The sequence below is a fragment of the Mixta hanseatica genome (assembly GCF_023517775.1).
In the GTDB taxonomy this organism is placed as follows: Bacteria; Pseudomonadota; Gammaproteobacteria; order Enterobacterales; family Enterobacteriaceae; genus Mixta; species Mixta hanseatica.
Genome location: NZ_CP082904.1, coordinates 794,023 through 817,812, shown reverse-complemented (window position 1 = coordinate 817,812; position 23,790 = coordinate 794,023). Strand labels below are relative to the sequence as shown.

At 55.8% G+C, this 23,790-nt stretch carries 17 protein-coding genes; 10 read left to right on the top strand and 7 right to left on the bottom strand.

The window, feature by feature from the left end; all coding sequences use genetic code 11:
• Window positions 1-63 precede the first annotated feature (63 nt).
• On the bottom strand, window positions 64-828 hold the full coding sequence (locus K6958_RS03840; protein ID WP_249893426.1) for a DedA family protein: 765 nt from the start codon (window positions 826-828) through the stop codon (window positions 64-66).
• A 135-nt stretch (window positions 829-963) separates the two neighbouring features.
• Window positions 964-1,152 carry a DUF3289 family protein gene (locus K6958_RS03835; RefSeq protein ID WP_249893425.1) on the bottom strand — a complete coding sequence of 63 codons (189 nt, stop codon included), beginning with the start codon at window positions 1,150-1,152 and terminating at the stop codon, window positions 964-966.
• A 201-nt stretch (window positions 1,153-1,353) separates the two neighbouring features.
• Here K6958_RS03835 and polB point away from each other — a divergent pair, with 201 nt between their 5' ends.
• The 3 genes from polB (at window position 1,354) to rluA (ending at window position 7,448) form a co-directional block, all read left to right on the top strand.
• Window positions 1,354-3,714: a DNA polymerase II gene (gene polB, locus K6958_RS03830; RefSeq protein WP_249893424.1), complete on the top strand. Its 2,361-nt coding sequence runs from the start codon at window positions 1,354-1,356 to the stop codon at window positions 3,712-3,714.
• A 153-nt stretch (window positions 3,715-3,867) separates the two neighbouring features.
• Complete coding sequence (gene rapA / locus K6958_RS03825) at window positions 3,868-6,771, top strand: RNA polymerase-associated protein RapA (RefSeq protein ID WP_249893423.1); 2,904 nt, start codon at window positions 3,868-3,870, stop codon at window positions 6,769-6,771.
• A gap of 23 nt (window positions 6,772-6,794) precedes the next feature.
• Window positions 6,795-7,448 (top strand): bifunctional tRNA pseudouridine(32) synthase/23S rRNA pseudouridine(746) synthase RluA, encoded by a 654-nt coding sequence (gene rluA / locus K6958_RS03820; protein WP_249893422.1) that lies wholly within the window; start codon window positions 6,795-6,797, stop codon window positions 7,446-7,448.
• A 98-nt stretch (window positions 7,449-7,546) separates the two neighbouring features.
• Here the strand turns inward: rluA and djlA are convergent, their stop codons facing one another.
• The gene (gene djlA / locus K6958_RS03815; protein WP_249893421.1) at window positions 7,547-8,374 is read right to left on the bottom strand and encodes a co-chaperone DjlA; all 828 of its coding nucleotides are present in this window, start codon (window positions 8,372-8,374) and stop codon (window positions 7,547-7,549) included.
• A 182-nt stretch (window positions 8,375-8,556) separates the two neighbouring features.
• Here djlA and lptD point away from each other — a divergent pair, with 182 nt between their 5' ends.
• The 6 genes from lptD to apaH are packed head-to-tail and all read left to right on the top strand — an operon-like array spanning window position 8,557 to window position 15,358.
• Window positions 8,557-10,911, top strand: a complete 2,355-nt coding sequence (lptD, locus tag K6958_RS03810; RefSeq protein WP_249893420.1) for an LPS assembly protein LptD — start codon at window positions 8,557-8,559, stop codon at window positions 10,909-10,911.
• A gap of 53 nt (window positions 10,912-10,964) precedes the next feature.
• Window positions 10,965-12,260, top strand: coding sequence for a peptidylprolyl isomerase SurA (surA, locus tag K6958_RS03805; protein WP_249893419.1), 1,296 nt, complete (start codon window positions 10,965-10,967; stop codon window positions 12,258-12,260).
• Window positions 12,250-13,242, top strand: coding sequence for a 4-hydroxythreonine-4-phosphate dehydrogenase PdxA (gene pdxA, locus K6958_RS03800; RefSeq protein ID WP_249893418.1), 993 nt, complete (start codon window positions 12,250-12,252; stop codon window positions 13,240-13,242). The genes surA and pdxA overlap by 11 nt, the downstream gene beginning before the upstream one ends.
• Window positions 13,235-14,056 (top strand): 16S rRNA (adenine(1518)-N(6)/adenine(1519)-N(6))-dimethyltransferase RsmA, encoded by an 822-nt coding sequence (gene rsmA, locus K6958_RS03795; protein WP_249893417.1) that lies wholly within the window; start codon window positions 13,235-13,237, stop codon window positions 14,054-14,056. Before pdxA ends, rsmA begins: the two co-directional genes overlap by 8 nt.
• A gap of 4 nt (window positions 14,057-14,060) precedes the next feature.
• Window positions 14,061-14,438 (top strand): Co2+/Mg2+ efflux protein ApaG, encoded by a 378-nt coding sequence (gene apaG / locus K6958_RS03790; RefSeq protein WP_249893416.1) that lies wholly within the window; start codon window positions 14,061-14,063, stop codon window positions 14,436-14,438.
• Between the two features lie 53 nt (window positions 14,439-14,491).
• The gene (gene apaH / locus K6958_RS03785; protein ID WP_249893415.1) at window positions 14,492-15,358 is read left to right on the top strand and encodes a bis(5'-nucleosyl)-tetraphosphatase (symmetrical) ApaH; all 867 of its coding nucleotides are present in this window, start codon (window positions 14,492-14,494) and stop codon (window positions 15,356-15,358) included.
• 27 nt (window positions 15,359-15,385) lie between these two features.
• Here the strand turns inward: apaH and K6958_RS03780 are convergent, their stop codons facing one another.
• Together K6958_RS03780 and folA are read right to left on the bottom strand one after the other, a co-directional pair.
• Window positions 15,386-17,269 carry a PhoX family protein gene (locus tag K6958_RS03780; RefSeq protein WP_249893414.1) on the bottom strand — a complete coding sequence of 628 codons (1,884 nt, stop codon included), beginning with the start codon at window positions 17,267-17,269 and terminating at the stop codon, window positions 15,386-15,388.
• A 106-nt stretch (window positions 17,270-17,375) separates the two neighbouring features.
• Window positions 17,376-17,858: a type 3 dihydrofolate reductase gene (gene folA, locus K6958_RS03775; protein WP_249894590.1), complete on the bottom strand. Its 483-nt coding sequence runs from the start codon at window positions 17,856-17,858 to the stop codon at window positions 17,376-17,378.
• A 778-nt stretch (window positions 17,859-18,636) separates the two neighbouring features.
• Between folA and K6958_RS03770 the strand changes: the two genes are divergently transcribed.
• A complete protein-coding gene (locus tag K6958_RS03770; protein WP_249893413.1) occupies window positions 18,637-19,152 on the top strand; it encodes a bactofilin family protein in 516 nt (171 codons plus the stop codon).
• A gap of 98 nt (window positions 19,153-19,250) precedes the next feature.
• Here the strand turns inward: K6958_RS03770 and K6958_RS03765 are convergent, their stop codons facing one another.
• The gene (locus K6958_RS03765; protein WP_249893412.1) at window positions 19,251-20,399 is read right to left on the bottom strand and encodes a porin; all 1,149 of its coding nucleotides are present in this window, start codon (window positions 20,397-20,399) and stop codon (window positions 19,251-19,253) included.
• 145 nt (window positions 20,400-20,544) lie between these two features.
• The gene (gene carB / locus K6958_RS03760; RefSeq protein WP_249893411.1) at window positions 20,545-23,772 is read right to left on the bottom strand and encodes a carbamoyl-phosphate synthase large subunit; all 3,228 of its coding nucleotides are present in this window, start codon (window positions 23,770-23,772) and stop codon (window positions 20,545-20,547) included.
• Window positions 23,773-23,790: the final 18 nt, after the last annotated feature.

Genomic DNA, 23,790 nt, shown 5'->3' with positions numbered 1-23,790 from the left:
ACCCTGATGCCGCTCGGCGAAACCGTTAGCGCCGACGCAGCAAGCGCGCTTTAGCTAACCGTGCTAACCGACAAAAACCTGCCATAACAGCTGACGGAAAACCGGCATCATCGGATGAAACTGGATTGCCGTCAGGCTACCTGCGCCAAGAATAAAGCCAAGCGGTGCCAGCCAGCGCAGCCGCTGTAGCGGCAGCCAGCGTGTCGCCCAGTCACGCTGCTTGTCGGCACGCCACCAGCGCCAGCATAGCCATGCGCCCAGCCACACCAATAGCGCTACCGCCAGCAACAGCCAGGTAAAGCCGCCGCTCTGCGCATCCTTCGGCACGTCAATCGCTACCCCAGCCAGAATGCCTGGCAACAGATAGAGCGGCGGCCAGAAGATACAGCCAATCACGCTCGGCGGCAGAAACTTACGCACCGGCAGTTCCAGCATACCGGCCGCCATCGGAATAAGCGGGCGCGTCGGCCCGACAAAACGCCCGACCAAAATGGTGAACATACTGTGCTGATGTAGCGCATGCTCGGTTTTATCCAGCATTTTTTGATGTTTTTTCAGATAGTGCCAACGATGCAGCGGCCCCTGAAACTTCCAGCCGATGCCATAGGAGATCCAGTCGCCCAGCAGACAGCCGACCAACCCTGCCGCCCAGGCGGGATAGAGCCCTAGCTGACCGCCGCCGACCAGCGCGCCCAGGCTGGCCATCATTACCGTGCCGGGCAGCAGCAGCCCAACCAGCGCCAGCGACTCCAGAAAGGTCACCAGCGCTACGGCAAATAGCGCCCACTCAAGCGATTGGGTAATCAGTTGTTCCAGCCAGGCTTCCATAAGCATCCTCAGAATAATATTCGGCTGGATTGTCCTGAGCGGATGAGAAAGCGTCAAGCAATGATTTGTATGGGGATATTGACATGAATTGACAACGACTTTACCGCTGTCAACGAGGTGTAGCGCTCTGCCCTGTCACAGAAAATTGAACGGCGTAAGCCGTACGCCGGTGTAAGGGTTAACTTTCTCTGATACATCGGTAAGACGGTAGTGCTTTTGCATCTGGTCAGCCGTCAGGTCACCATATCGCATATCCGCAGCTGCCCTGTCATTCATTTTTCGCTGAGTGGAGAAAACAGTATATGGAAAGGCTAAAGCTGTCATTTATCGAGCTCCCTGCCAATATTGCTTTTATACAGCCGCATCTGGTGCGGTATCGTTAAAGACTCACTGATACCGCTGAAAACAGAAATATGATGCAAGACCTGTCCCGAATTACGTGCTCCCTGCCCATACTCAACGCGCCTCAGGCACTGGATAAATAACCATGATATACTGCCCTGCGTTTAACCAAGGGGGCTTCTGGTGAGCAACATCCGCACAGGCTTTTTGCTAACGCGCCACTGGCGCGATACGTCCAACGGCACCGAAATCGTGTTATGGCTGGCCACCGATCGCGGCCCGCAGCGTGTCGTGCTGCCGCCGCAGGAGTCCGTCGCCTTTTTACCCGCCGAATATCAGCAGCAGGCGCAACGGCTGCTGGCCAATGAGCGTCATTGGCGGTTAGCGCCGCTCGCGCTGAAAGATTTTCGCCAGCGTCCGGTGATGGGCCTTTACTGTTCTCAGTATCGTCAGCTACAACGGCTGGAAAAGCGGCTGCGCGAAAGCAATATTCCGCTGTATGAAGCAGATGTGCGTCCCCCGGATCGTTTCCTGATGGAGCGCTTTATAACAGCGCCGGTCCTGTTTAGCGGCGAACCCGCAGGCGTTGATCTAATTAACGCCCGCCTTAAACCGCATCCCGACTATCGCCCGCCCCTGAAGTGGGCCTCGCTTGATATTGAAACCACCCAGCACGGCGAACTTTACTGTATCGGTATTGAAGGCTGCGGCCAGCGCATTGTCTGGATGCTGGGACCGGAAAACGGCGATGCCAGCCAGCTTGATTTTGAGCTGCACTATGTCGCCAGCCGCCCGCAGCTGCTGGAAAAGCTGAACGCCTGGTTCGCCGAACAGGATCCGGATGTGCTGATTGGCTGGAATGTGGTGCAGTTCGATCTGCGCGTGCTGCAAAAACATGCCGACCGCTACGGCATTCCGCTGCGTCTGGGGCGTAATCAGCAACCGCTGGAGTGGCGCGAACACGGCTTTAAACCCGGCGTTTATTTCGCACAGGCGGCGGGCCGTCTGATTATCGACGGCATCGAGGCGCTGAAATCGGCCTTCTGGAACTTTGACTCCTTTAGCCTGGAATCGGTGGCGCAACAGCTACTGGGCGAAGGCAAGGCGATCAATAATCCCTGGCAGCGAATGGAAGAGATCAACCAGCGCTTCGCCAATGATAAGCCGGCGCTGGCGCGCTATAATCTGAAAGACTGCGAGCTGGTCACACGTATCTTTCAGAAAACCGAACTGATGCCCTTTTTACTGGAGCGTGCCAGCGTCAACGGGCTGGCGGCAGATCGCCATGGCGGCTCGGTAGCCGCCTTCAGCCAGCTCTATTTGCCGCGCATGCATCGCGCCGGGTTTGTCGCGCCGAATCTCGGCGAAATTGCGCCAGAAGCCAGCCCCGGCGGCTATGTTATGGATTCACGCCCCGGCCTGTATGATTCGGTGCTGGTGCTGGATTATAAAAGTCTCTATCCCTCTATTATTCGTACTTTCCTGATCGACCCGGTCGGGCTGATTGAAGGGCTGGCGCATCCGCAGGATGACGCCTCGGTGCCCGGTTTCCGTCACGCGCGCTTTTCCCGTCACAATCACTGTTTGCCGGCGATGGTGGAACAGATATGGCAGGGACGGGAAGAGGCGAAGCGCCAGGGCAATAAGCCCTTGTCGCAGGCGCTGAAGATTATTATGAACGCCTTTTACGGCGTGCTGGGCACCAGCGCCTGTCGCTTCTTCGATCCGCGTCTGGCCTCGTCGATTACCCTGCGCGGGCATGAAATTATGCAGCAGACGCGTCAGCTTATAGAGGCGCAGGGCTTTGAGGTGATTTATGGCGATACCGATTCTACCTTTGTCTGGCTAAAGTCCCCGCATGATAACGCCAGCGCTGACGCCATTGGCCGCCAGTTGGTGGAGCACGTCAATCAGTGGTGGCGCAGCCATTTACAGGCGGAATACCAGCTGGAAAGCGCGTTGGAGCTGGAATATGAAACGCATTTTGTCCGCTTTCTGATGCCGACCATTCGCGGCGCGGAACAGGGCAGCAAAAAGCGCTACGCGGGGCTGATTCGCGCAGGCGATCGGGAACGGATGGTATTTAAAGGGCTGGAAACCGTACGCACCGACTGGACGCCGTTGGCGCAGCAGTTTCAGCAGGAGCTGTATGGCCGCATTTTTCGCGGTCAGCCCTGGCAGGACTATATTCGCACTACGGTACGGCAGCTGCTGGACGGCGAGCTGGATGCGCAGCTGGTGTACAAAAAGCGCCTGCGGCGGCCGCTGTATGAATATGAACGAAACGTGCCGCCGCACGTGCGCGCCGCCCGCCTGGCGGATGAGCATAATCAAAAGCTGGGCCGGCCGTTGCAGTATCAAAAAGGAGGTTCTATCCGCTATGTGATCGCGACTTCCGGGCCGGAGCCGCTGGAGGCGCGCACCTCGCCGCTGGACTACGATCACTATCTGCTTAAGCAGCTACAGCCGGTGGCTGACGGGATATTACCCTTCGTGCAGGATGACTTTGCTACACTGATTACCGGGCAGCTGGGGCTTTTTTGACAGGTGACGAATCCATTACCTTCCAGTACCATAGCGCCCTTCCTGAACTTCACCGCTCCTGAGCACCAGCCAGACACCTTATTGCCTGGCCGCAACGCTATTGTCCGAGCGGGAGCATGACATTTGTTATTACGAGAATCGAGCTAAATATCTATGCCTTTTACACTTGGTCAACGCTGGATCAGCGACACGGAAAGCGAACTGGGACTGGGAACTGTGGTTGCACTGGATACCCGTATGGTTACCCTGCTTTTCCCTGCTACCGGTGAAAACCGACTCTATGCCCGAAATGATTCTCCCATTACCCGTGTGATCTTCAATCCCGGCGATACCGTGACCAGCCATGACGGCTGGCAGCTGGAAGTGGCCGAAGTGCGCAATGATAATGGCCTGGTAACCTATATCGGTACCCGTCTGGATACTCAGGAACCCGTAGAGCTGCGCGAAGTGCTGCTCGACAGTAAGCTGGTGTTCAGTAAGCCGCAGGACCGTCTGTTCGCCGGTCAGCTTGACCGTATGGATCGCTTTGCGCTGCGTTTTCGCGCGCGTCGCTATCAGAGCGAGCAGTATCGTTTGCCGATCAGCGGGCTGCGCGGCATGCGCACTAACCTGATCCCGCATCAGCTGCATATCGCCCACGATGTTGGCCGTCGCCATGCGCCGCGCGTACTGCTGGCGGATGAGGTTGGACTGGGCAAAACCATCGAAGCCGGGATGATTATTCATCAGCAGCTGCTGGCCGGCCGCGCCGATCGCGTGCTGATTGTGGTGCCGGAAACGCTGCAGCATCAGTGGCTGGTGGAGATGCTGCGTCGCTTTAATCTGCGTTTTTCGCTGTTTGACGATGCGCGCTATGCCGAAGCCCAACACGATAGCGATAACCCGTTCGATACCGAGCAGCTGGTGATCTGTTCGCTTGATTTTGTGCGTCGTAATAAGCAGCGTCTGGAACTGCTGGCTGATGCCGAGTGGGATCTGCTGGTAGTGGATGAAGCACACCATTTGGCCTGGAGCGAAGGCGAGCCGAGCCGTGAATATCAGGTTATTGAGCAGTTGGCGGAGCAGATCCCCGGCGTGCTGCTGTTGACGGCCACGCCTGAACAGCTGGGCATGGAGAGCCACTTCGCGCGTCTGCGTCTGCTGGATCCCGATCGTTTCCACGATTTTGAGCAGTTTGTCGCCGAGCAGCAAAATTACCGCCCGGTGGCCGATGCGGTGGCGATGCTGCTGGAAGATAAGGCGATCGGTAACGATGAGATGAACGCGCTGAGCGATCTTATCGGCGAGCAGGATATCGAGCCCTTATTACAGACCGCTAACGGTAAAGGCGAAGGCAAGCAGGCGGCGCGCGAAGAGCTGATCCGGATGCTGATGGATCGCCACGGCACCAGCCGCGTGCTGTTCCGTAATACCCGTAACGGGGTAAAAGGTTTCCCGCAGCGCGTACTGCATCAGATCCGTCTGCCGTTGCCGACGCAGTATCAGACGGCCATTAAAGTTTCCGGCATTATGGCGGCACGCAAGTCAGCCGAAGAGCGCGCGCACGATATGCTTTATCCGGAGCAGATTTATCAGGAGTTTGAAGGCGACAGCGGCACCTGGTGGAATTTCGATCCGCGCGTTGAATGGCTGATGGGCTATCTGACCAGCAACCGCGATGAGAAGGTGCTGGTGATCTGCGCCAAGGCGGCGACCGCGCTGCAGCTGGAGCAGGTACTGCGTGAACGTGAAGGTATTCGCGCCGCGGTGTTCCATGAGGGGCTGTCGCTGATCGATCGCGATCGCGCCGCGGCCTGGTTCGCCTCGCAAGAGGATGGCGCGCAGGTGCTGCTGTGCTCTGAGATTGGTTCAGAGGGCCGTAACTTCCAGTTCGCTAATCGTCTGGTAATGTTCGATTTGCCGTTTAACCCTGATTTGCTGGAGCAGCGTATTGGTCGTCTCGACCGTATCGGTCAGGCGCGCAATATTGAGATTATGGTGCCCTATCTGGAGAAAACCGCCCAGTCGGTGCTGGTGCGCTGGTATCACGAAGGGTTAAACGCTTTTGAGCAGACCTGTCCGACCGGCCGCACCCTGTACGATAGCGTGCATGAGCAGCTGATCGGTTATCTGGCCGCGCCGGAGAACAGCGAAGGTCTGGATGAGTTTATTCAGGCCAGCCGCAAGCAGCACGATGCGCTGCGTTCCCAATTGGAACAGGGCCGCGACCGTTTGCTGGAGCTGAATTCCAACGGTGGCGCGAAGGCCGAGGCGTTAGCCGATGAGATCCGCCTGCAGGATAACCATATCGAACTGGTGAATTTTGCGCTTAATTTGTTCGATATTGTTGGTATCAATCAGGAAGATCGCAGCGATAATCTGATTGTGCTGACGCCGTCCGATCATATGCTGGTGCCGGATTTTCCGGGGCTGCCGGAGGAAGGCTGTACCATTACTTTCGATCGCGCGCAGGCGCTGTCGCGTGAAGACGCGCAGTATGTGACCTGGGAGCATCCGATTATTCGCAACGGCCTGGATCTTATTCTGTCGGGCGATACCGGCAGCTGCGCCCTGTCGCTGCTGAAGAATAAGGCGCTGCCGGTCGGTACGCTGCTGATGGAGCTGATTTACGTGGTGGAGGCGCAGGCGCCGAAGCATCTGCAGCTGACACGGTTCCTGCCGCCAACGCCGATGCGTCTGCTGGTGGATCGTAAAGGCACTAATCTGGCCGATAAGGTAGAGTTTGAGAGCTTTAACCGACAGTTGAATGCGGTGAATCGTCATAATGGCAGTAAGCTGGTGAATGCGGTGCAGCAGGATGTGCATGCCATTCTTCAGCTGGCGGAGCCGCAGGCAGCGGAAGCGGCGCGTAAGCTGATTGATGCGGCGCGCGTGGAAGCCGACGAGAAGCTGAGCGCGGAATTGGAGCGTTTGCAGGCGTTGAAAGCGGTTAACCCGAATATCCGTGAGGATGAGATCGCCGCGCTGGAGAGCAATCGCAGCGAGGTATTGGCCAGCCTGAATGATGCCGGTTGGCGTCTGGATGCGCTGCGTCTGATTGTGGTTTCTCATCAATAAGCTAACCGGAGAACGTTCAGGCTATGGAACCCTATAACCCGCCGCTGGAACCCTGGCTGCATATCCTGTATCAGGACGATCACATTATGGTGGTCAATAAGCCGAGCGGGTTATTATCTGTGCCTGGGCGTCTTGAGGAGCATAAGGATAGCGTGATGACGCGCATTCAGCGCGATTTCCCGCTGGCTGAATCGGTGCATCGTCTGGATATGGCGACCAGCGGCGTGCTGGTGGTGGCGCTGAACAAGGCCGCCGAGCGCGAGCTGAAACGTCAGTTCCGCGAGCGCGAACCGGAGAAAAGCTATGTTGCCCGTATCTGGGGACATCCGCAGAAGGATGAAGGCCTGGTGGACTTGCCGCTGATTTGCGACTGGCCTAATCGTCCGATGCAGAAGGTGTGCTTTGAGACCGGCAAATCGGCGCAAACAGAGTATCAGGTGCTGGAGCGGGCGGCGGATAATAGCGCCCGCATTCAGCTGAAGCCGATTACCGGACGTTCGCATCAGCTGCGTGTGCATATGCAGGCGTTAGGTCACCCGATTTTAGGCGATCGTTTTTATGCGCACGAGGCGGCGTTGACGATGGCACCGCGTTTGCAGCTGCACGCAGAGTGGCTGACCATTACGCACCCTGCGTTTGGCAATAAGATGACGTTTCGCCAGCCCGCTGATTTCTGAGTTTTTTGGCGGGACGGTTAGCGGCGGGCGGCCGATGGGGCCGGCCCTCCCGCGACCAGCACCAACCGATTACAACCTGCCTCCACCTTCCCGTAAAGCTATTTGAAATTCCTTTCCTTGCGAATCAGATCCCAGGCGGCTTGAATCTCCTGCGCCTTCTGCTTCGCCATCTCCATCATCTCCGGCGGCAAACCTTTCGCCACCAGCTTATCGGGATGGTGCTCCGCCATTTGCTTACGCCAGGCGCGCTTAATCGTCATATAATCATCGGTGGGTTTTACGCCCAGTACCTTACAGGCCGCCTCCAGCGTGGGACCCTGCTGCGCGCCGTAACCCTGTCTACCCTGCCCGGCTCCGTTCCAGGAGTGATAGCCGCCGCCAAACTGCTGGCCGCCTTCCATCATGCGCAAAAACTGATCGAACTGCGTGCGGGAAATGCCTAACTCCTCCGCGATGACATACAGCACCTGGCGCTCGTTAGGATGCAGTGAGCCATCCGCAAAAGCGGCCTGAATCTGAATCTCTAAGAACATACGGATCAGATCAAAGCGTCCAAAACAGGCGCTGCGCAGCTCTCGAAGCTTACTGCGCAGGGGATAATTGCTCTGCTTGCCTTCACGAAACGCCTGCTGCGCCTGCGTGCGCGTCGCGCCGTGCAACTGCATGCGATCCATTTGCAGAGAGGCGATCTGAATATCCGCTTCGGTTACCCGTCCCTTCGACTTGGTAAGATGCCCCATCACCTGAAACGTCGTGCGGAAAAAAATGGTTTGCCGGGTCTGATTGTTGGAAAACCAGGCTTTTCCCTGCGTCGCACGGATTTTATCCACCAGGTGGCCAAGCACCAGACCAATCAGCAACCCATAAAAGCCCGCGCCGGATAACAATCCCAGCAGCAGACCAATTACTTTTCCCCAATAGCGCATATACTCCTCAATTCGCCATGCCGAAGGCTAAAAATTGCATTATCATACCTGTCATTTATCTCACTGCCTAACGGCAACGCGGACAGACAAGGATTAACACTGGCGCAACGCAGTTCAGTACGTTAGTCTCTGACCGTTTTGTCGGCATGATGCCAGTAATTACGGAATTATCGATACCGCGTATGAAAAAACGTATACCCACACTGCTGGCCACAATGATTGGCGCAGCGCTTTATAGTCAGCACGCCCTCGCCGACGATTTAATGTCGCAGTGTATGCTGGGCGTACCCAACTATACTCGTCCCGTGGTTCAGGGTGACGCCAACCAACTGCCGGTAACGATACATTCTGATAATGCGAAGGGTAACTATCCCGACGATGCGGTATTTACCGGCAAAGTGGATATTCAGCAGGGCAATAGCCGTCTGCAGTCCGACGAAGTTCAGCTGCATCAGCGCCAAAAGCCAGGCGAAACTACCCCGCTTCGCACCGTCGATGCGCTGGGTAATGTGCACTATGACGATAATCAGGTTATCCTGAAAGGGCCGAAAGCCTGGTCTAACCTGAACACCAAAGATACTAACGTCTGGAACGGCGATTATCAGATGGTCGGCCGTCAGGGACGCGGCAGCGCCGATCAGATGAAACTGCGCGGCAACAGCCGTTACACCATCCTGGAAAACGGCTCTTTTACCTCGTGCCTGCCGGGCAGCAATAGCTGGAGCGTGGTCGGCTCGGAGGTCATTCAGGATCGTGAAGAGCAAGTGGCGGAAATCTGGAACGCGCGCTTTAAACTCGGCGCGGTCCCGATTTTCTATAGCCCTTATCTGCAGCTGCCGATCGGCGACCGTCGCCGCTCCGGCTTCCTGATTCCGAACGCTAAATACAGCAATAATGATGGCTTCCAGTTTGCCCTGCCCTATTACTGGAACATCGCGCCGCAGATGGATGCCACCATTACGCCAAACTATCAGAGCAAGCGCGGCCTGCAGTGGCAGAACGAATTCCGCTATCTGACCACCGCCGGCGCCGGCCTGGTTGAATTTGACTACCTGCCGAGCGACGACGAATACAAACGTGACGAAGCGGCGCGCGGTAGCGACGATGGCGACTCTAACCGTTGGCTATTCTTCTGGCGCCACTCCGGCGTTTATCAGCAGCACTGGCGCTTTAACGCCAACTACACCAAAGTCAGCGATCCTTATTATTTCAACGATCTCGACTCAGAGTATTACTCCACGACCGATGGCTATGCCACGCAGAAATTCAGCATCGGCTATGCGGATACCAACTGGGACGCCACGCTCTCCAGTAAAGACTTCCAGATTTTTGATACTAACCGATCAAGAAACATCTACCGCGCGCAGCCGCAGTTTGACTTTAACTATTACAAGAATGATATCGGGCCGTTTGATACCCATCTCTATGCGCAGGCGGTGCAGTTCACCAACGTGAACGATAATCTGCCGGATGCGGTGCGTCTGCATCTGGAGCCGACCATCAACCTGCCGCTGGCCAACGACTGGGGCAGCCTGAATACCGAAGCGAAACTGCTGGCGACCCACTACCAGCAGAGCAATATCGATTATTATAATTCTCAGAATGGAAATAATCAGTTAAAAGAAGATGTTAACCGCGTCATGCCGCAGTTTAAAGTAGATGGTCGCATGGTGTTCGAGCGCAACATGAACTGGGCGGAAGGCTACACCCAGACGCTTGAACCGCGGGTGCAGTATCTTTATCTTCCCTATCGCGACCAGAGCCACATCCAGGCGTATGACTCGACGCTGCTGCAAACCGACTATACCGGCCTATTCCGCGATCGCACTTACAGCGGCCTGGATCGTATCGCGTCAGCCAACCAGGTGGCCAGCGGCCTGACCACACGTATTTATGATACCGATCTGGTTGAACGTTTTAACCTATCCGTGGGTCAAATCTACTCGTTTACCCCGTCGCGCACCGGACTGAACTCTACCAGCGACGAAGATGATACCGGCAGCCTGATCTGGGCCGGTGACACCTGGTGGCGCGTTAGCGACCGTTGGGGCGTTCGTGGCGGCGTTCAGTACGATACGCGTCTGGACAATATTGCGCAGGGCAACGCGGTAGTGGAATACCGTCGCGATGCTGACCGCATGGTGCAGCTGAACTACCGTTACAGCAGCCCGGAGTATGTGGCCAGCGCGCTGAACCGCAACATTACCAACAATCCGATTTACGAAAACGGTATTTCGCAGGTTGGGATGACGGCCAGTTGGCCAATTGCCGATTCATGGGCCGTAGTGGGCGCGTACTACTATGATACCAAGGAGAAAAAGGCAGCTGAGCAACTGGTGGGCTTGCAGTATAGTTCCTGCTGCTATGCCGTCCGCGTGGGTTACCAGCGCAAAATCAACGGCTGGGAAAACGACGACAGTAAGTATGAAAACCAAATCTCATTCAACATTGAGTTGCGTGGCCTGAGCCCGAACTACGGCCTGGGCACCAACCAAATGCTACGTCAGGGCATTCTGCCTTACCAGCGCGCTTTCTGATGTTGTAATGTTTGACAGGCAAACCCGCAGTGCGGAAAGAAAATGGAAAAAGTATGAAGAACTGGAGAATGCTGATACTGGGTGTGGCGCTGGCCGCTAACACCGCGATCGCAGCCCCGCAGGTAGTCGATAAAGTCGCCGCCGTGGTCAATAACGGCGTCGTTCTGGAAAGTGATGTTGATGGCATGATGCATTCGGTGAAAGCGCAGGCGCAGCAGGCTGGACAGCAGCTGCCTGATGACCGCACGCTGCGCCATCAAATTGTCGAACGTCTGGTAATGGATAATATTATCCTGCAGATGGGCAAGCAGATGAACGTTCAGATCTCCGATCAACAGCTGGACCAGGCGATCGGCAACATTGCCGCCCAGAACCGCATGTCGCTGGATCAGATGCGCAGCCGCCTGGCCTATGACGGCGTGAACTACAATGCTTACCGCGAGCAGATCCGCAAAGAGATGCAGATTGCGGAAGTGCGTAACAATGAAGTGCGTCGTCGCGTCACCATCCTGCCGCAGGAAGTGGATACGCTGGCGAAACAGGTCTCTGCGCAAAATACCCAGGGTACCGAACTGAATATCAGCCATATCCTGCTGCCGCTGCCGGAAAACCCAACGCAGCAACAGGTGGACGATCAGGAAAACCTGGCGAAACAGCTGATGGGCGAACTGAACAGCGGCGCTGACTTCGGTAAGCTGGCGGTCACCTACTCAGCCGATCCACAGGCTTTGCAGGGCGGCAACATGGGCTGGGGCAAAATCGAAGAGCTGCCGACCCTGTTTGCTCAGGCGCTGAGCACGGCGAAAAAAGGCGACATTGTCGGCCCTATCCGTTCCGGCGTGGGTTTTCATATCCTGAAAGTGAATGATCTGCGCGGTGAAAAACAGAATATCTCCGTAACCGAAGTGCATGCGCGCCATATTCTGCTGAAGCCGTCGCCAATTATGACCGATGACCAGGCACGTCAGAAACTGACGCAGATTGCCAACGACATTAAAAGCGGTAAAACCAGCTTTGCGGCGGCGGCCAAGCAGTTCTCTGACGATCCGGGATCGGCAAACCAGGGCGGCGATCTGGGCTGGAGCTCACCGGAGATCTTCGATCCAGCCTTCCGTGATGCGCTGCTGCGTCTGCATAAAGGCGAAACCAGCCAGCCGGTTCACTCCTCTTTTGGCTGGCATCTGATTCAACTGCTGGATACGCGTCAGGTTGATAAGACCGATGCGGCGCAGAAAGAGCGTGCTTACCGTCTGCTGTTTAACCGTAAGTTCGCTGAAGAAGCGCAAACCTGGATGCAGGAACAGCGCGCCAGCGCCTATGTGAAGATCCTGGATGCCAATGCTCAATAACACTCGCGTAGTCATCACGCCCGGCGAACCCGCCGGGATTGGTCCCGATGTTACGCTACAGCTGGCGCAGCGCGACTGGCCGGTTGAACTGGTGGTGTGCGCCTCGCCTCAGCTGTTGACGGAACGCGCGCAGCAGCTGGGTCTGCCGCTGACGCTGCGGCACTATCAGCCGGGTACGCCAGCGCAGCCGCAACAGGCCGGCACGCTGACCGTCCTGCCGGTTGAGCTGGCTGCGCCGGTCAACGCCGGCGAACTAACAGTAGCGAACAGCCACTACGTGCTGGAAACCCTTGCCCGCGCCTGCGACGGCTGCCTTAGCGGTGAATTTTCCGCGTTGATTACCGGCCCGGTACACAAAGGCGTGATTAACGATGCCGGTATCGCCTTCAGCGGCCATACCGAATTTTTTGCCGATCGCGCCGCCTGTGAGCGCGTAGTGATGATGTTGGCGACCGAAGAGCTGCGCGTGGCGCTGGCGACGACGCATCTGCCGCTCAAAGCGGTGGCCGATGCGATTACCGAAGCCAGCCTGCATGAAGTGATCACCATTCTGCATCAGGATTTACAGCGTAAATTCGGCATCAGCCAGCCGCATATTCTGGTATGCGGCCTGAATCCTCATGCTGGCGAAAGCGGACATATGGGCCGCGAAGAGATCGATACCATTATTCCGGCGCTGGATAAGCTGCGTCAGCAAGGCATGCAGCTTACCGGCCCGCTGCCGGCGGATACGCTGTTTCAGCCGAAATATCTCCAGCATGCCGATGCGGTTCTGGCGATGTATCACGATCAGGGCCTGCCGGTCCTGAAATATCAGGGCTTTGGCCGCGCGGTGAATATCACCCTTGGCCTGCCATTTATCCGCACCTCCGTTGACCATGGCACCGCGCTGGAACTGGCCGGACAGGGCAACGCCGATGCGGGAAGCTTCATCACGGCGCTTAATCTCGCCATTAATATGATCAAAGAAGTCAATGAATAATCGCGTCCACCAGGGTCATTTCGCCCGCAAACGTTTTGGGCAAAACTTCCTTAACGACTCCTACATTATCGACAGCATCGTTGCGGCCATCCATCCTCAGCGCGGCGAGGCGATGGTGGAAATCGGTCCCGGCCTTGGCGCCCTGACTGAACCCGTCGGCGAGCGCCTTGATGCGCTGACCGTTATCGAGCTGGATCGCGATCTGGCTGCGCGTCTGCAAACCCATCCTTTCCTCGGGCCTAAGCTAACCATTTTCCAGCAGGATGCCATGACCTTCGATTTTGCTCAGCTTGCTGCTGAGCGCGGTCAGCCGCTGCGCGTCTTCGGCAACCTGCCCTACAACATCTCTACGCCGTTGATGTTCCACCTTTTCAGCTATACTAGTGCGATCAAAGATATGCACTTTATGCTGCAAAAAGAGGTGGTCAACCGCCTGGTGGCTGGCCCTGACAGTAAAGCCTATGGACGTTTAAGCGTAATGGCGCAATATTATTGTCAGGTTATTCCGGTACTGGAAGTGCCGCCAGAATCCTTTACCCCGGCGCCGAAAGTGGATTCCGCCGTGGTACGTCTGGTTCCGCATGCGGTGCAGCCACATCCGGTTGAGGATGTTCGCGTGCTGAGCCGCATTACTACCGAAGCCTTCGGCAAGCGTCGCAAAACGCTGCGTAACAGCCTCGGACATCTGTTCAGCGCTGAGGTGATGGAAAATCTGGGCGTTGATGGCAGTCTGCGTGCGGAAAATGTTACCGTTGCGCAATATTGCCAGCTAGCCAACTGGTTATCTGCGCATCCCGAGTCGCAGGAGAACTAAACGCATGATTGATTCGTCCCGAGTTTGTGTTCAGGTACAGAGTTTTTACGTTGAATCGCAATCTGCCCCAGATGAAGATCGCTACGTGTTCGCCTATACCATTACCATCCGCAATTTGGGCCGTGAAAAAGTGCAGCTGCGTAGCCGCTACTGGTTAATAACCAACGGCAACGGACGCGAAACGGAAGTTCAGGGCGATGGCGTAATCGGCGAGCAGCCTCATATTATGCCGGGCGATGAATTCCAGTATACCAGCGGCGCGGTGTTGGAAACACCGATGGGCACCATGCAGGGACACTATGTAATGATTGACGAACGAGGCGAGCAGTTTCATGTCGATATACCCGTCTTTCGCCTCGCCGTGCCTTCGCGCATTCACTGATGAGAAACCCGGCTGCGGCCGGGTTTGCCGTTTCTTCTCCGGATAATTATTTCATGAGTACATATCTTATTGGCGATGTTCATGGCTGCTACGATGAACTGCATTCCCTGCTGCAACAGGTCGCCTTCGATGCTGAAAAAGATACGCTGTGGCTAACCGGCGATCTGGTGGCGCGCGGTCCCGGCTCGCTGGAAGTGCTGCGCTATGTGCGTTCACTGGGCAGCGCGGTACGCATGGTGCTGGGCAACCACGATCTGCATCTGCTGGCGGTATTCGCTGGCATCAGCCGCAATAAACCGAAAGATCGCATTACGCCGCTGCTGGAGGCGCCTGACGCGGATGAGCTGATCAACTGGCTACGTCGTCAGCCGCTGTTACAGGTGGATGAAGAGAAAAAGCTGGTGATGGCGCATGCCGGCATTACGCCGCAGTGGGATATTGAAACGGCAAAAATGTGCGCGCGGGAAGTAGAGTCCGTGCTCTCCAGCGACAGCTATCCGCTTTTTCTGAATGCGATGTATGGCGATATGCCGAACAACTGGACGCCTGAGCTTACCGGTCTGGCGCGTCTGCGCTTTAGCACCAATGCGCTGACGCGGATGCGCTACTGCTTTCCGAATGGACAGCTGGATATGATTTGCAAAGATGCGCCCGACTCTGCGCCGCCGCCGCTGAAACCCTGGTTCACCATCCCAGGACCGGTGGCGCGTGACTATACGATTATTTTTGGTCACTGGGCTTCGCTGGAAGGCAAAGGCACCCCGGAAGGCATTATCGGCCTGGATACCGGCTGCTGTTGGGGAGGCACGCTGACCATGCTGCGCTGGGAGGATCGTCAGCTGTTTATTCAGCCCTCTAACCGCCTGCAGGCCAGCGAAGGCGGTGAAACCACGCCGGCCGCGCTGCGATCTGATTCATAGCCGAGCCAGACGGCTCGGCATTTATTCTCAGGCCCCGACGATGCCGCCATCTTCGCGGGTGATCATAATCACCGACGAACGTGGTCGCGGGCTGTTATGCGGGAAGTGAGAGTCGCCCTCTTCGCCCGGATGCTGTACGTTAACAAACAGCGTACGGTAATCCGGCGTAAAGGTGATGCCCGTTAGCTCGCACGATTTCGGCCCCACCATAAAGCGGCGGATTTCGCCGCTGTTGGGATCGCCGACCAGCATCTGATTATTGCCCTGCCCCTGATAATCGCCTTCATTGCTGTATTTCCCATCGGTCAGGATCCACAAACGTCCGGCGCTATCAAAGCCCAGCCCGTCCGGGCTGTTAAAGGTATTGTCAGCGGTGATATTCGGCGTACCGCGCTGCACGCCTTGTGGATGCGCGATTGGGTTTCCGCACAGCACGAAAATATCCCAGCTAAACTGCTGCGCCGTGGCATCGCCCTGCTCATCCCAGCGAATGATCTGGCCGTAGATATTATCAGGACGCGGGTTGGCCGCATCCACCGGCATCTTCTCATTGCCGCGCTTGTTGTTGTTGGTCAGCGTACAGTAGGCGCGACCATCGTGCGGGTTGACGGCTATCCACTCTGGGCGATCCATGCGCGTCGCTTTAACCACATCCGCCGCCGCGCGGGCATTGATTAAAATATCCGCCTGATGCTGGAAACCCTTTTCCGCCGTCAGTCCATTTTCACCGTGGACCAGCGCCAGCCAGCGGCCCGTTCCCTTTAACGGCGTACCGCTTTTATCACCTTCGAACACCGCGACATAGAGCGTGCCCTCATCCAGCAGCGCTTTGTTCGCGGCAGGATTAGCGTGATCGACTTTGCCCGTCGAGACATATTTATAGATATATTCTCCCCGTTCATCGTCACCCATATAAACCACCAGCTCGCCGCTTTTTGCCACCGTCACCGCGGCGTTTTCATGTTTAAAGCGGCCCAGCGCGGTACGCTTTACCGGCATCGAATGTGGATCGAGCGGATCGATTTCCACAATCCAACCATGGCGGTTAAATTCATTGGGATTTTTCGCTACGTCAAAACGCTCATCAAAATCAGACCAGTTGCGCTCAGGCTCGCTGGCGTTCAGGGTGTAGCGCTTCTGCTGGGGCGTTGGGCTGAAGTCGGCGGCTTTGGTGCCGAAATAGGTATCAAAATTCTCTTCGCAGGTAAGATAGGTTCCCCAGGGCGTTTTGCCGTTCGCGCAGTTGCCAAAGGTGCCCAGCACCGTTTTCCCTTGCGGATCGGCTGCGGTTTGCAACGCTGCATGGCCTGCCGCCGGGCCGGAAAAATGCATCGGGGTATTGGCGGTGATGCGGCGGTTATAGCGTGACGGGCGCACCACGCGCCAGCGATTGTCTTCGCTACGCGCGACCTCCACGATCGATACGCCATGCCCGGCCTGCGATTTTTTTACATCTTCCAGGCTGATGGCTTTACTGCCGCCGTGCGGGAAAAGATACTGCTCATTCACATACTCATTATTGATGGCCATTACGCCGCGGTTCTCATCCAGCGCGAAAAAGCTCATGCCATCATTATTATCGCCAAACTGTTTTTCCTGATCGGCGGCGCTGTTGTTGCCCTGAGGATCAAACGCCGGCGCGCCATCAACCAACGGCTCGCCCCACGAGATAAGCACTTCGGCCCGGTAGCCCGGCGCGATAGCGATGTCATCAGCGGTAGAGGCAGGTATAGCCGTGAATCCCAGCAGCGGACTACCTTTTGGCGCCGTCTGCATATTAGCCAAAGCGGAAAAGCTGACGCCGCCGCCAAGAAAGCCCGCCAGCCCTAATGCACCAGTTCCGGCCAGCAGTTTACGACGCGCCGGGCTTGGCAGTGAGTCCATATTTAATTCAAGGATTTTGTCGCTCATATAGCATTGCTTCCCGTTATGGTTTCCCAGAGTGAAAGCAATGCTAGAGGGCAAAAATGACAGCCATGTTACAGCTGGCGGATAAGCGCGCTTTTAACGGACGTTATCAGCGACGCTCAAGAATTTCAAAGCAGTAGCTGTGGGAGTTCTTCTCATCGGCATCATGGAATTCGCTGAATACCGACTGCCATTCATCCGGCTCGTAGTCCGGGAAATGCGTATCACCTTCTACTTCCGCATCAATGTGCGTCAGGTAGATACGATCGGCGCGATCCAGCATCTGCTCATAAATACGGCCGCCGCCGATCACCATGATCTCTTCAACCTCGCCCGCCGCCGCTAAAGCCTCTTCCAGCGAGGTTACCCAAGTCACGCCATCGATATTTTTCCCTGGCTGACTGCTGACCACAATATTGTGACGTCCTGGCAGCGGGCGGCCAATCGATTCCCAGGTCAGGCGGCCCATAATTACTGGCTTATTCAATGTATTACGCTTAAACCACGCTAAGTCCGCAGGCAGATCCCACGGCATAGCGTTTTCCATCCCAATAACGCGATCGGCTGCTAAAGCCGCTATCAGGCTTATCATCATAGATTACTCAACAGGGTGTAAAATTGGCGCCATCATACGTAAAGGCGAAACTTTCGTCGATAGCCTGATTACTGGATTTACGTAAAGGTTTTTAAACCGTACCTGTTGGTTGCCAGAGCGACAGCGTCAAAGAGCTTTCACGCGCTGGCAATCATGCAGCGGCTCAAAAAGAAGAAAGCCTCGTCCACTATCCGCTAGCGAAAAAACCGTGCCGACCAGCCGCTTTTTATCACCGCTCGTAACGATAATTTCATTCACCTATTAATGACCCACCCAGCAATTTTTGTGCGGCATAGCCAGCAGCGACATATCTTCACTTGAATATTTCCTGAAATATCGATAATTTCAGGAAAGGTTAATTAATCATTCTCGCGTCTTCGTTGATTACCAGAATAAGCGTCAATTCCGGGGTTATTATTCACTTTTAAAAAAACAGGATAATACTTTGCCAGAAAAAATGATGTTCTAACACTAAAATAACAAACCGACTGGTATTATCTGGCCGGAGGCAGGCCGCTATATGAAACAATAGCAACGCGCAACATACTACGTGCCGCTTTACCTATACCAGTTCGATGATCAATAGAAACATAGCGGGCACAGGGAGCTGTATCAGGCCAATATGGGCAGGCAATATTTTTTCTTTAATAGTGGCATCTGCTGCTGGCTGCTGGCGCTGGCGGCCAGCTTTTTTTCGTTAACCTGGGCTGGGGTCTGCGGATCGCTGGCTGTCGGGTCATTTTTACTTTATGCCTTACAATGGAAAATCCTAACTATGTTTAAAAAACAAAATAAATCAGCAGAAATAACAGCAAAAAAAGAGGCTATTCTCTCAACGGCAATACTGGATAAAACCGCGCCTCATGAAGAACAGACCAGTAATACGGTAATTGCCCGTGATGTCTGCTTTGAAGGTAATCTCAAAGCAGTGGGCCAAATTTATATTTATGGCGAGGTGCAGGGAAATACTATTGCCAGCGACGGCGTAGTAAAGGTTATGCGCAGCGGGCTGGTTAACGGTAATATCACCTGCCAGGAACTTATTATTAACGGCACCGTTAAAGGTGAATGCAAAGCAGAATCGATAGATATCGGCGAGCATGCCAATATTAACGGCGCGCTCAACTACGTTACGCTATCGGTGAAAAAGGGCGCGGTGTTTGTCGGAAATGCCGAAACCACCAGGCTGCCTGAGCACGCCGTTAACGTGATTGGCATTGCTCCCGCGCCTGCCGTTTCCGGTAAGGCGTTGCCCAACCCACCGGAAAAAAGCAAAACCAGTCACGCCTGAACAGCTATGCGGCAGAGCGATTAGCGTAAAAAAACCTGAGCGCCAGTAATGACGTTCAGGTTTTAATCAGTTAATGGCGCTACGCCGAATAGCGGTTATCAGAAATCGTAACGCAGGCGTACCAGGTTCATATCACCCAGATCGTCGCTGCTGGAGGTGAAAACGTGTTCGTAATCGATACGGAAGCCGTACTCGAGCTGTAACGTCACGCCGACACCGTTGTCGATGCGCTGGTAATCGCGGCCACTGGTATATTCCAGACGATCGCCCATAACATAAGGCTGCACCGATTTCACCGCATAACGCTGCACCGGAATGGTGTAGCCGACAAAATATTCCACACCCCACGCTTCATTGGCGAAGTAGTTATCGACGCTGCGTTTCTTGCTTGGCGAGAAGTTCTGGTACCAGCCGCCGCCCAGCGCCAGCGTCCAGTTGTCCGGCTTCCAGCTCAGCGAGGTGCCGACGATATTCTGATCGTAGCCTTTGCTATCGCCGTTGCCCGGATTACGCATTTCAGCACGTGTGTAGTTCCATGCGGTGCCCCAGGTCAGATCCGGCGTCAAATGATAGTCCACGCCCAGCGAGCCGCCGCCCTGACGCTTGTAGCGCAGGCCGTTGCCCGGCAGGAACTCGGTATCTTCCAGCAGCCAGGAGGCATAAAGATCGGCGTCGCCGAAGCGGTTTTTATACTTCAGCTGTTTACGCGCGCGGTAGGTGCCGTCGTAATCGCCGTTGATGCCGATATTTGACGCCTGAGCCAGCATATCGTAATCCCAGATATCCGTTTTGGCGCCGACGACGTCATAGTAAACGCTGTTCTGCTGACCAAAGGTCAGCTGGCCCCAGCGCTGGCTTTTAAAACCGGTGTAAAGCTGGCGGCGCGAAGTATCGCGTGCGCCTTCGGCGTAGTGGTTATCCCAGTTGAACAGCGCCGGAATATTCACGCCCAGCTCATAATAGCCCAGCCAGCTGACATCTTCAGTCAGATAATATTCCGCACCGAAGCGGAAGCGCGTGCCGCCGTCAAAGCCGTTGCGCTTATAAGAGCTGCGATCGCTGTCGCCGGTGATATTGTTGAACTGCGGACGGATGCTGCCGCCCACCGCAAATTTCAGACGGCTTAACGCATCGTCCGGTTGCGCATCTTGTTTAATCAGCGTAATTTCCGCCTGGCTGGCGAAAGGCAGCGCAGCGAGCAGGCCGACGCCACAATAATATGCAATAACGCGCTTAGAAAAATTCATTCTTTATCCTTAAACATCCTGACAGACCCGGCGCGATAAGGTCCGTTACCCTCTCGCCAGTCAAAGTCCGCGTCCTTTACGGCACATAAATCGCGCCCATAAAAAAACGGCTCCCGGGAGAGCCGTTATCGGTTAAACCAGCAACTTATTTAGCATTAATTTGTGCGTGCATTTCCTGAACGGAAATCACTTTCTCCGTCGGGTCGGCGTTCAGCGCCATCGCGGTCGCGAAGCCGCCGTTCAGCGTGGTGTCGTAATGCACTTTATATTGCAGCGCGCTGCGACGAATAACGCGCGAATCTTCAATTGCCTGGCGTCCAGCCGTGGTATTGACGATATAGCTATATTCACCGTTTTTCAGGCGGTCCTGAATATGCGGACGCCCTTCATGCACTTTGTTCACCAGGCGCGGGTTAATGCCCGCTTCACCCAACACCACTGCGGTGCCGTGCGTCGCGTCCAGTTCGAAGCCGAACTTCAGCAGCTTGGCCGCCAGGTCGACGATGCGTTTTTTATCGCCTTCGCGCACCGAAAGCAGCGCACGTCCCTGCTTTTTCATGTTGGACTGCGCGCCCAGCATCGCCTTAGAGAACGCCTCGGCAAAGGTGCGGCCAACGCCCATCACTTCACCCGTTGAACGCATTTCCGGACCAAGGATCGGGTCTACGCCAGGGAACTTGTTAAACGGCAGCACCACTTCCTTCACAGAGTAGTAAGGCGGGATAACTTCTTCCGTTACGCCCTGCTCTGTCAGCGTTTTACCTGCCATGACGCGCGCGGCGACTTTCGCCAGCGGCACGCCGGTCGCTTTGGAAACGAAAGGCACGGTACGTGCGGCACGCGGGTTAACCTCAATCAGGTACACTTCGTTATCTTTCACCGCAAACTGTACGTTCATCAGGCCGCGTACGCAAAGTTCAAACGCCAGCTTTTCAACTTGCTGACGCATCACATCCTGAATACCCTTGTTCAGCGTATAGGCGGGCAGTGAACAGGCGGAGTCGCCAGAGTGCACCCCGGCCTGCTCAATATGTTCCATAATGCCGCCGATCAGCACGCGCTCACCGTCGCAAATCGCGTCCACGTCCACTTCCACCGCATCATCGAGGAAGCGGTCAAGCAGCACTGGCGCATCGTTGGATACCGAGACCGCGGTCTGGAAGTAGCGTTTCAGATCCTGCTCGTCATAAACGATTTCCATCGCCCGTCCGCCCAGCACATAGGAAGGACGCACTACCAGCGGATAACCGATCTCTACCGCTTTCTGTACCGCCTGCTCCAGCGCGGTCACCGTGGCGTTCGCCGGCTGCTTCAGGCCCAGGCGATCGACCGCCTGCTGGAAACGCTCGCGGTCTTCCGCCCGGTCGATAGCATCCGGGCTGGTGCCGATAACCGGTACGCCTGCGGCTTCCAGCGCACGCGCCAGCTTCAGCGGCGTCTGACCGCCATACTGCACGATAACGCCCTTCGGCTGTTCAAGACGCACGATTTCCAGCACATCTTCCAGCGTGACCGGCTCGAAGTAGAGGCGATCGGAGGTGTCGTAGTCGGTTGAAACGGTTTCCGGGTTGCAGTTGACCATGATGGTTTCATAACCATCTTCACGCAGCGCCAGCGCAGCATGAACGCAGCAGTAATCAAACTCGATGCCCTGGCCGATACGGTTTGGTCCACCGCCCAACACCATGATCTTCTCACGGTCCTGGTTCGGATTCGCCTCGCACTCCTCTTCATAAGTAGAGTACATATAGGCGGTATCGGTGGCAAACTCAGCGGCGCAGGTATCAACGCGCTTATAAACCGGATGCAGGTTGTATTGCTGGCGCAGCTTACGCACTTCCGCTTCGCTTACGCCAGCCAGATCCGCCAGGCGTGCATCGGCAAAGCCTTTGCGTTTAAGCGTTCGCAGGAAATCGGCATTCAGGCCGTTAATGCCTTCATGGGCCACCTGCTCTTCCAGACGCACCAGCTCTTCAATCTGTACCAGGAACCAGCGGTCAATATTGGTCAGGTTAAATACGCCGTCTACCGACAGGCCAGCGCGGAATGCATCGGCCACATACCAGATACGCTCGGCGCCTGCATCTTTTAGCTCGCGACGAATACGCGTTAGCGCATCGGCATCGTCCAAATGCACTTTCGGATCGAAGCCATTCACGCCCACTTCCAGTCCGCGCAGCGCCTTCTGCATAGACTCCTGTAACGTGCGGCCAATCGCCATCACTTCGCCGACCGATTTCATCTGCGTCGTCAGACGATCGTTGGCGCCGGCAAATTTTTCAAAGTTAAAGCGCGGGATCTTGGTCACGACGTAGTCGATTGAAGGCTCGAACGAGGCTGGCGTACGGCCGCCGGTAATGTCGTTCATCAGCTCATCCAGCGTGTAGCCTACCGCCAGCTTCGCCGCGACTTTAGCGATCGGGAAGCCGGTCGCTTTCGACGCCAGCGCCGAAGAGCGCGATACGCGCGGGTTCATTTCAATAATGATCAGACGGCCGTTTTTGGGGTTTACCGCAAACTGCACGTTAGAGCCGCCGGTTTCCACGCCGATTTCACGCAGCACCGCCATCGAGGCGTTACGCATGATTTGATACTCTTTATCGGTCAGCGTTTGCGCTGGCGCGACGGTGATCGAGTCGCCGGTATGGATGCCCATTGGGTCGAAGTTTTCGATAGAGCAGACGATGATGCAGTTGTCATTCTTATCGCGCACCACCTCCATCTCATACTCTTTCCAGCCAATCAGCGATTCATCAATCAGCAGCTCTTTGGTTGGTGAAAGATCCAGCCCGCGCTCGCAAATCTCTTCGAACTCTTCGCGGTTATAGGCGATACCGCCGCCGCTGCCGCCCATGGTAAAGGAAGGACGGATAATGCAGGGGAAACCGACATCCGCCGCAACCTGCAGCGCTTCTTCCATATTGTGCGCAATGCCGGAGCGTGCCGTTTCCAGGCCGATTTTCTTCATCGCCTTATCGAAACGTTGGCGGTCTTCCGCTTTATCAATCGCATCGGCCGTGGCACCAATCATGGTAACGCCGAACTCTTCCAGTACGCCCTGACGCTCCAGCTCCAGCGCGCAATTCAGCGCTGTCTGGCCACCCATGGTAGGCAGCACCGCATCCGGGCGCTCTTTCTCGATGATTTTACGCACCACTTCCCAGTGGATCGGCTCGATGTAGGTAGCATCCGCCATTTCCGGGTCGGTCATGATGGTTGCCGGGTTGGAGTTAACCAGAATGACGCGGTAACCTTCCTCGCGCAGCGCTTTACAGGCCTGCGCGCCGGAATAGTCGAACTCGCACGCCTGGCCGATAACAATCGGGCCAGCGCCCAGAATCAGGATGGATTTTAAGTCAGTACGTTTTGGCATTATCTCTGTTCCTTTCCT

Coding starts and splice junctions, on each gene's coding strand:
- surA (WP_249893419.1), top strand. CDS start 10,965: ATGAAGAACTGGAGAATGCTGATACTGGGTGTGGCGCTGGCCGCTAAC.
- rluA (WP_249893422.1), top strand. CDS start 6,795: ATGGAACCCTATAACCCGCCGCTGGAACCCTGGCTGCATATCCTGTAT.
- pdxA (WP_249893418.1), top strand. CDS start 12,250: ATGCTCAATAACACTCGCGTAGTCATCACGCCCGGCGAACCCGCCGGG.
- K6958_RS03765 (WP_249893412.1), bottom strand. CDS start 20,399: ATGAATTTTTCTAAGCGCGTTATTGCATATTATTGTGGCGTCGGCCTG.
- rapA (WP_249893423.1), top strand. CDS start 3,868: ATGCCTTTTACACTTGGTCAACGCTGGATCAGCGACACGGAAAGCGAA.
- rsmA (WP_249893417.1), top strand. CDS start 13,235: ATGAATAATCGCGTCCACCAGGGTCATTTCGCCCGCAAACGTTTTGGG.
- K6958_RS03835 (WP_249893425.1), bottom strand. CDS start 1,152: ATGACAGCTTTAGCCTTTCCATATACTGTTTTCTCCACTCAGCGAAAA.
- djlA (WP_249893421.1), bottom strand. CDS start 8,374: ATGCGCTATTGGGGAAAAGTAATTGGTCTGCTGCTGGGATTGTTATCC.
- apaH (WP_249893415.1), top strand. CDS start 14,492: ATGAGTACATATCTTATTGGCGATGTTCATGGCTGCTACGATGAACTG.
- apaG (WP_249893416.1), top strand. CDS start 14,061: ATGATTGATTCGTCCCGAGTTTGTGTTCAGGTACAGAGTTTTTACGTT.
- K6958_RS03770 (WP_249893413.1), top strand. CDS start 18,637: ATGTTTAAAAAACAAAATAAATCAGCAGAAATAACAGCAAAAAAAGAG.
- K6958_RS03840 (WP_249893426.1), bottom strand. CDS start 828: ATGGAAGCCTGGCTGGAACAACTGATTACCCAATCGCTTGAGTGGGCG.
- K6958_RS03780 (WP_249893414.1), bottom strand. CDS start 17,269: ATGAGCGACAAAATCCTTGAATTAAATATGGACTCACTGCCAAGCCCG.
- folA (WP_249894590.1), bottom strand. CDS start 17,858: ATGATAAGCCTGATAGCGGCTTTAGCAGCCGATCGCGTTATTGGGATG.
- lptD (WP_249893420.1), top strand. CDS start 8,557: ATGAAAAAACGTATACCCACACTGCTGGCCACAATGATTGGCGCAGCG.
- carB (WP_249893411.1), bottom strand. CDS start 23,772: ATGCCAAAACGTACTGACTTAAAATCCATCCTGATTCTGGGCGCTGGC.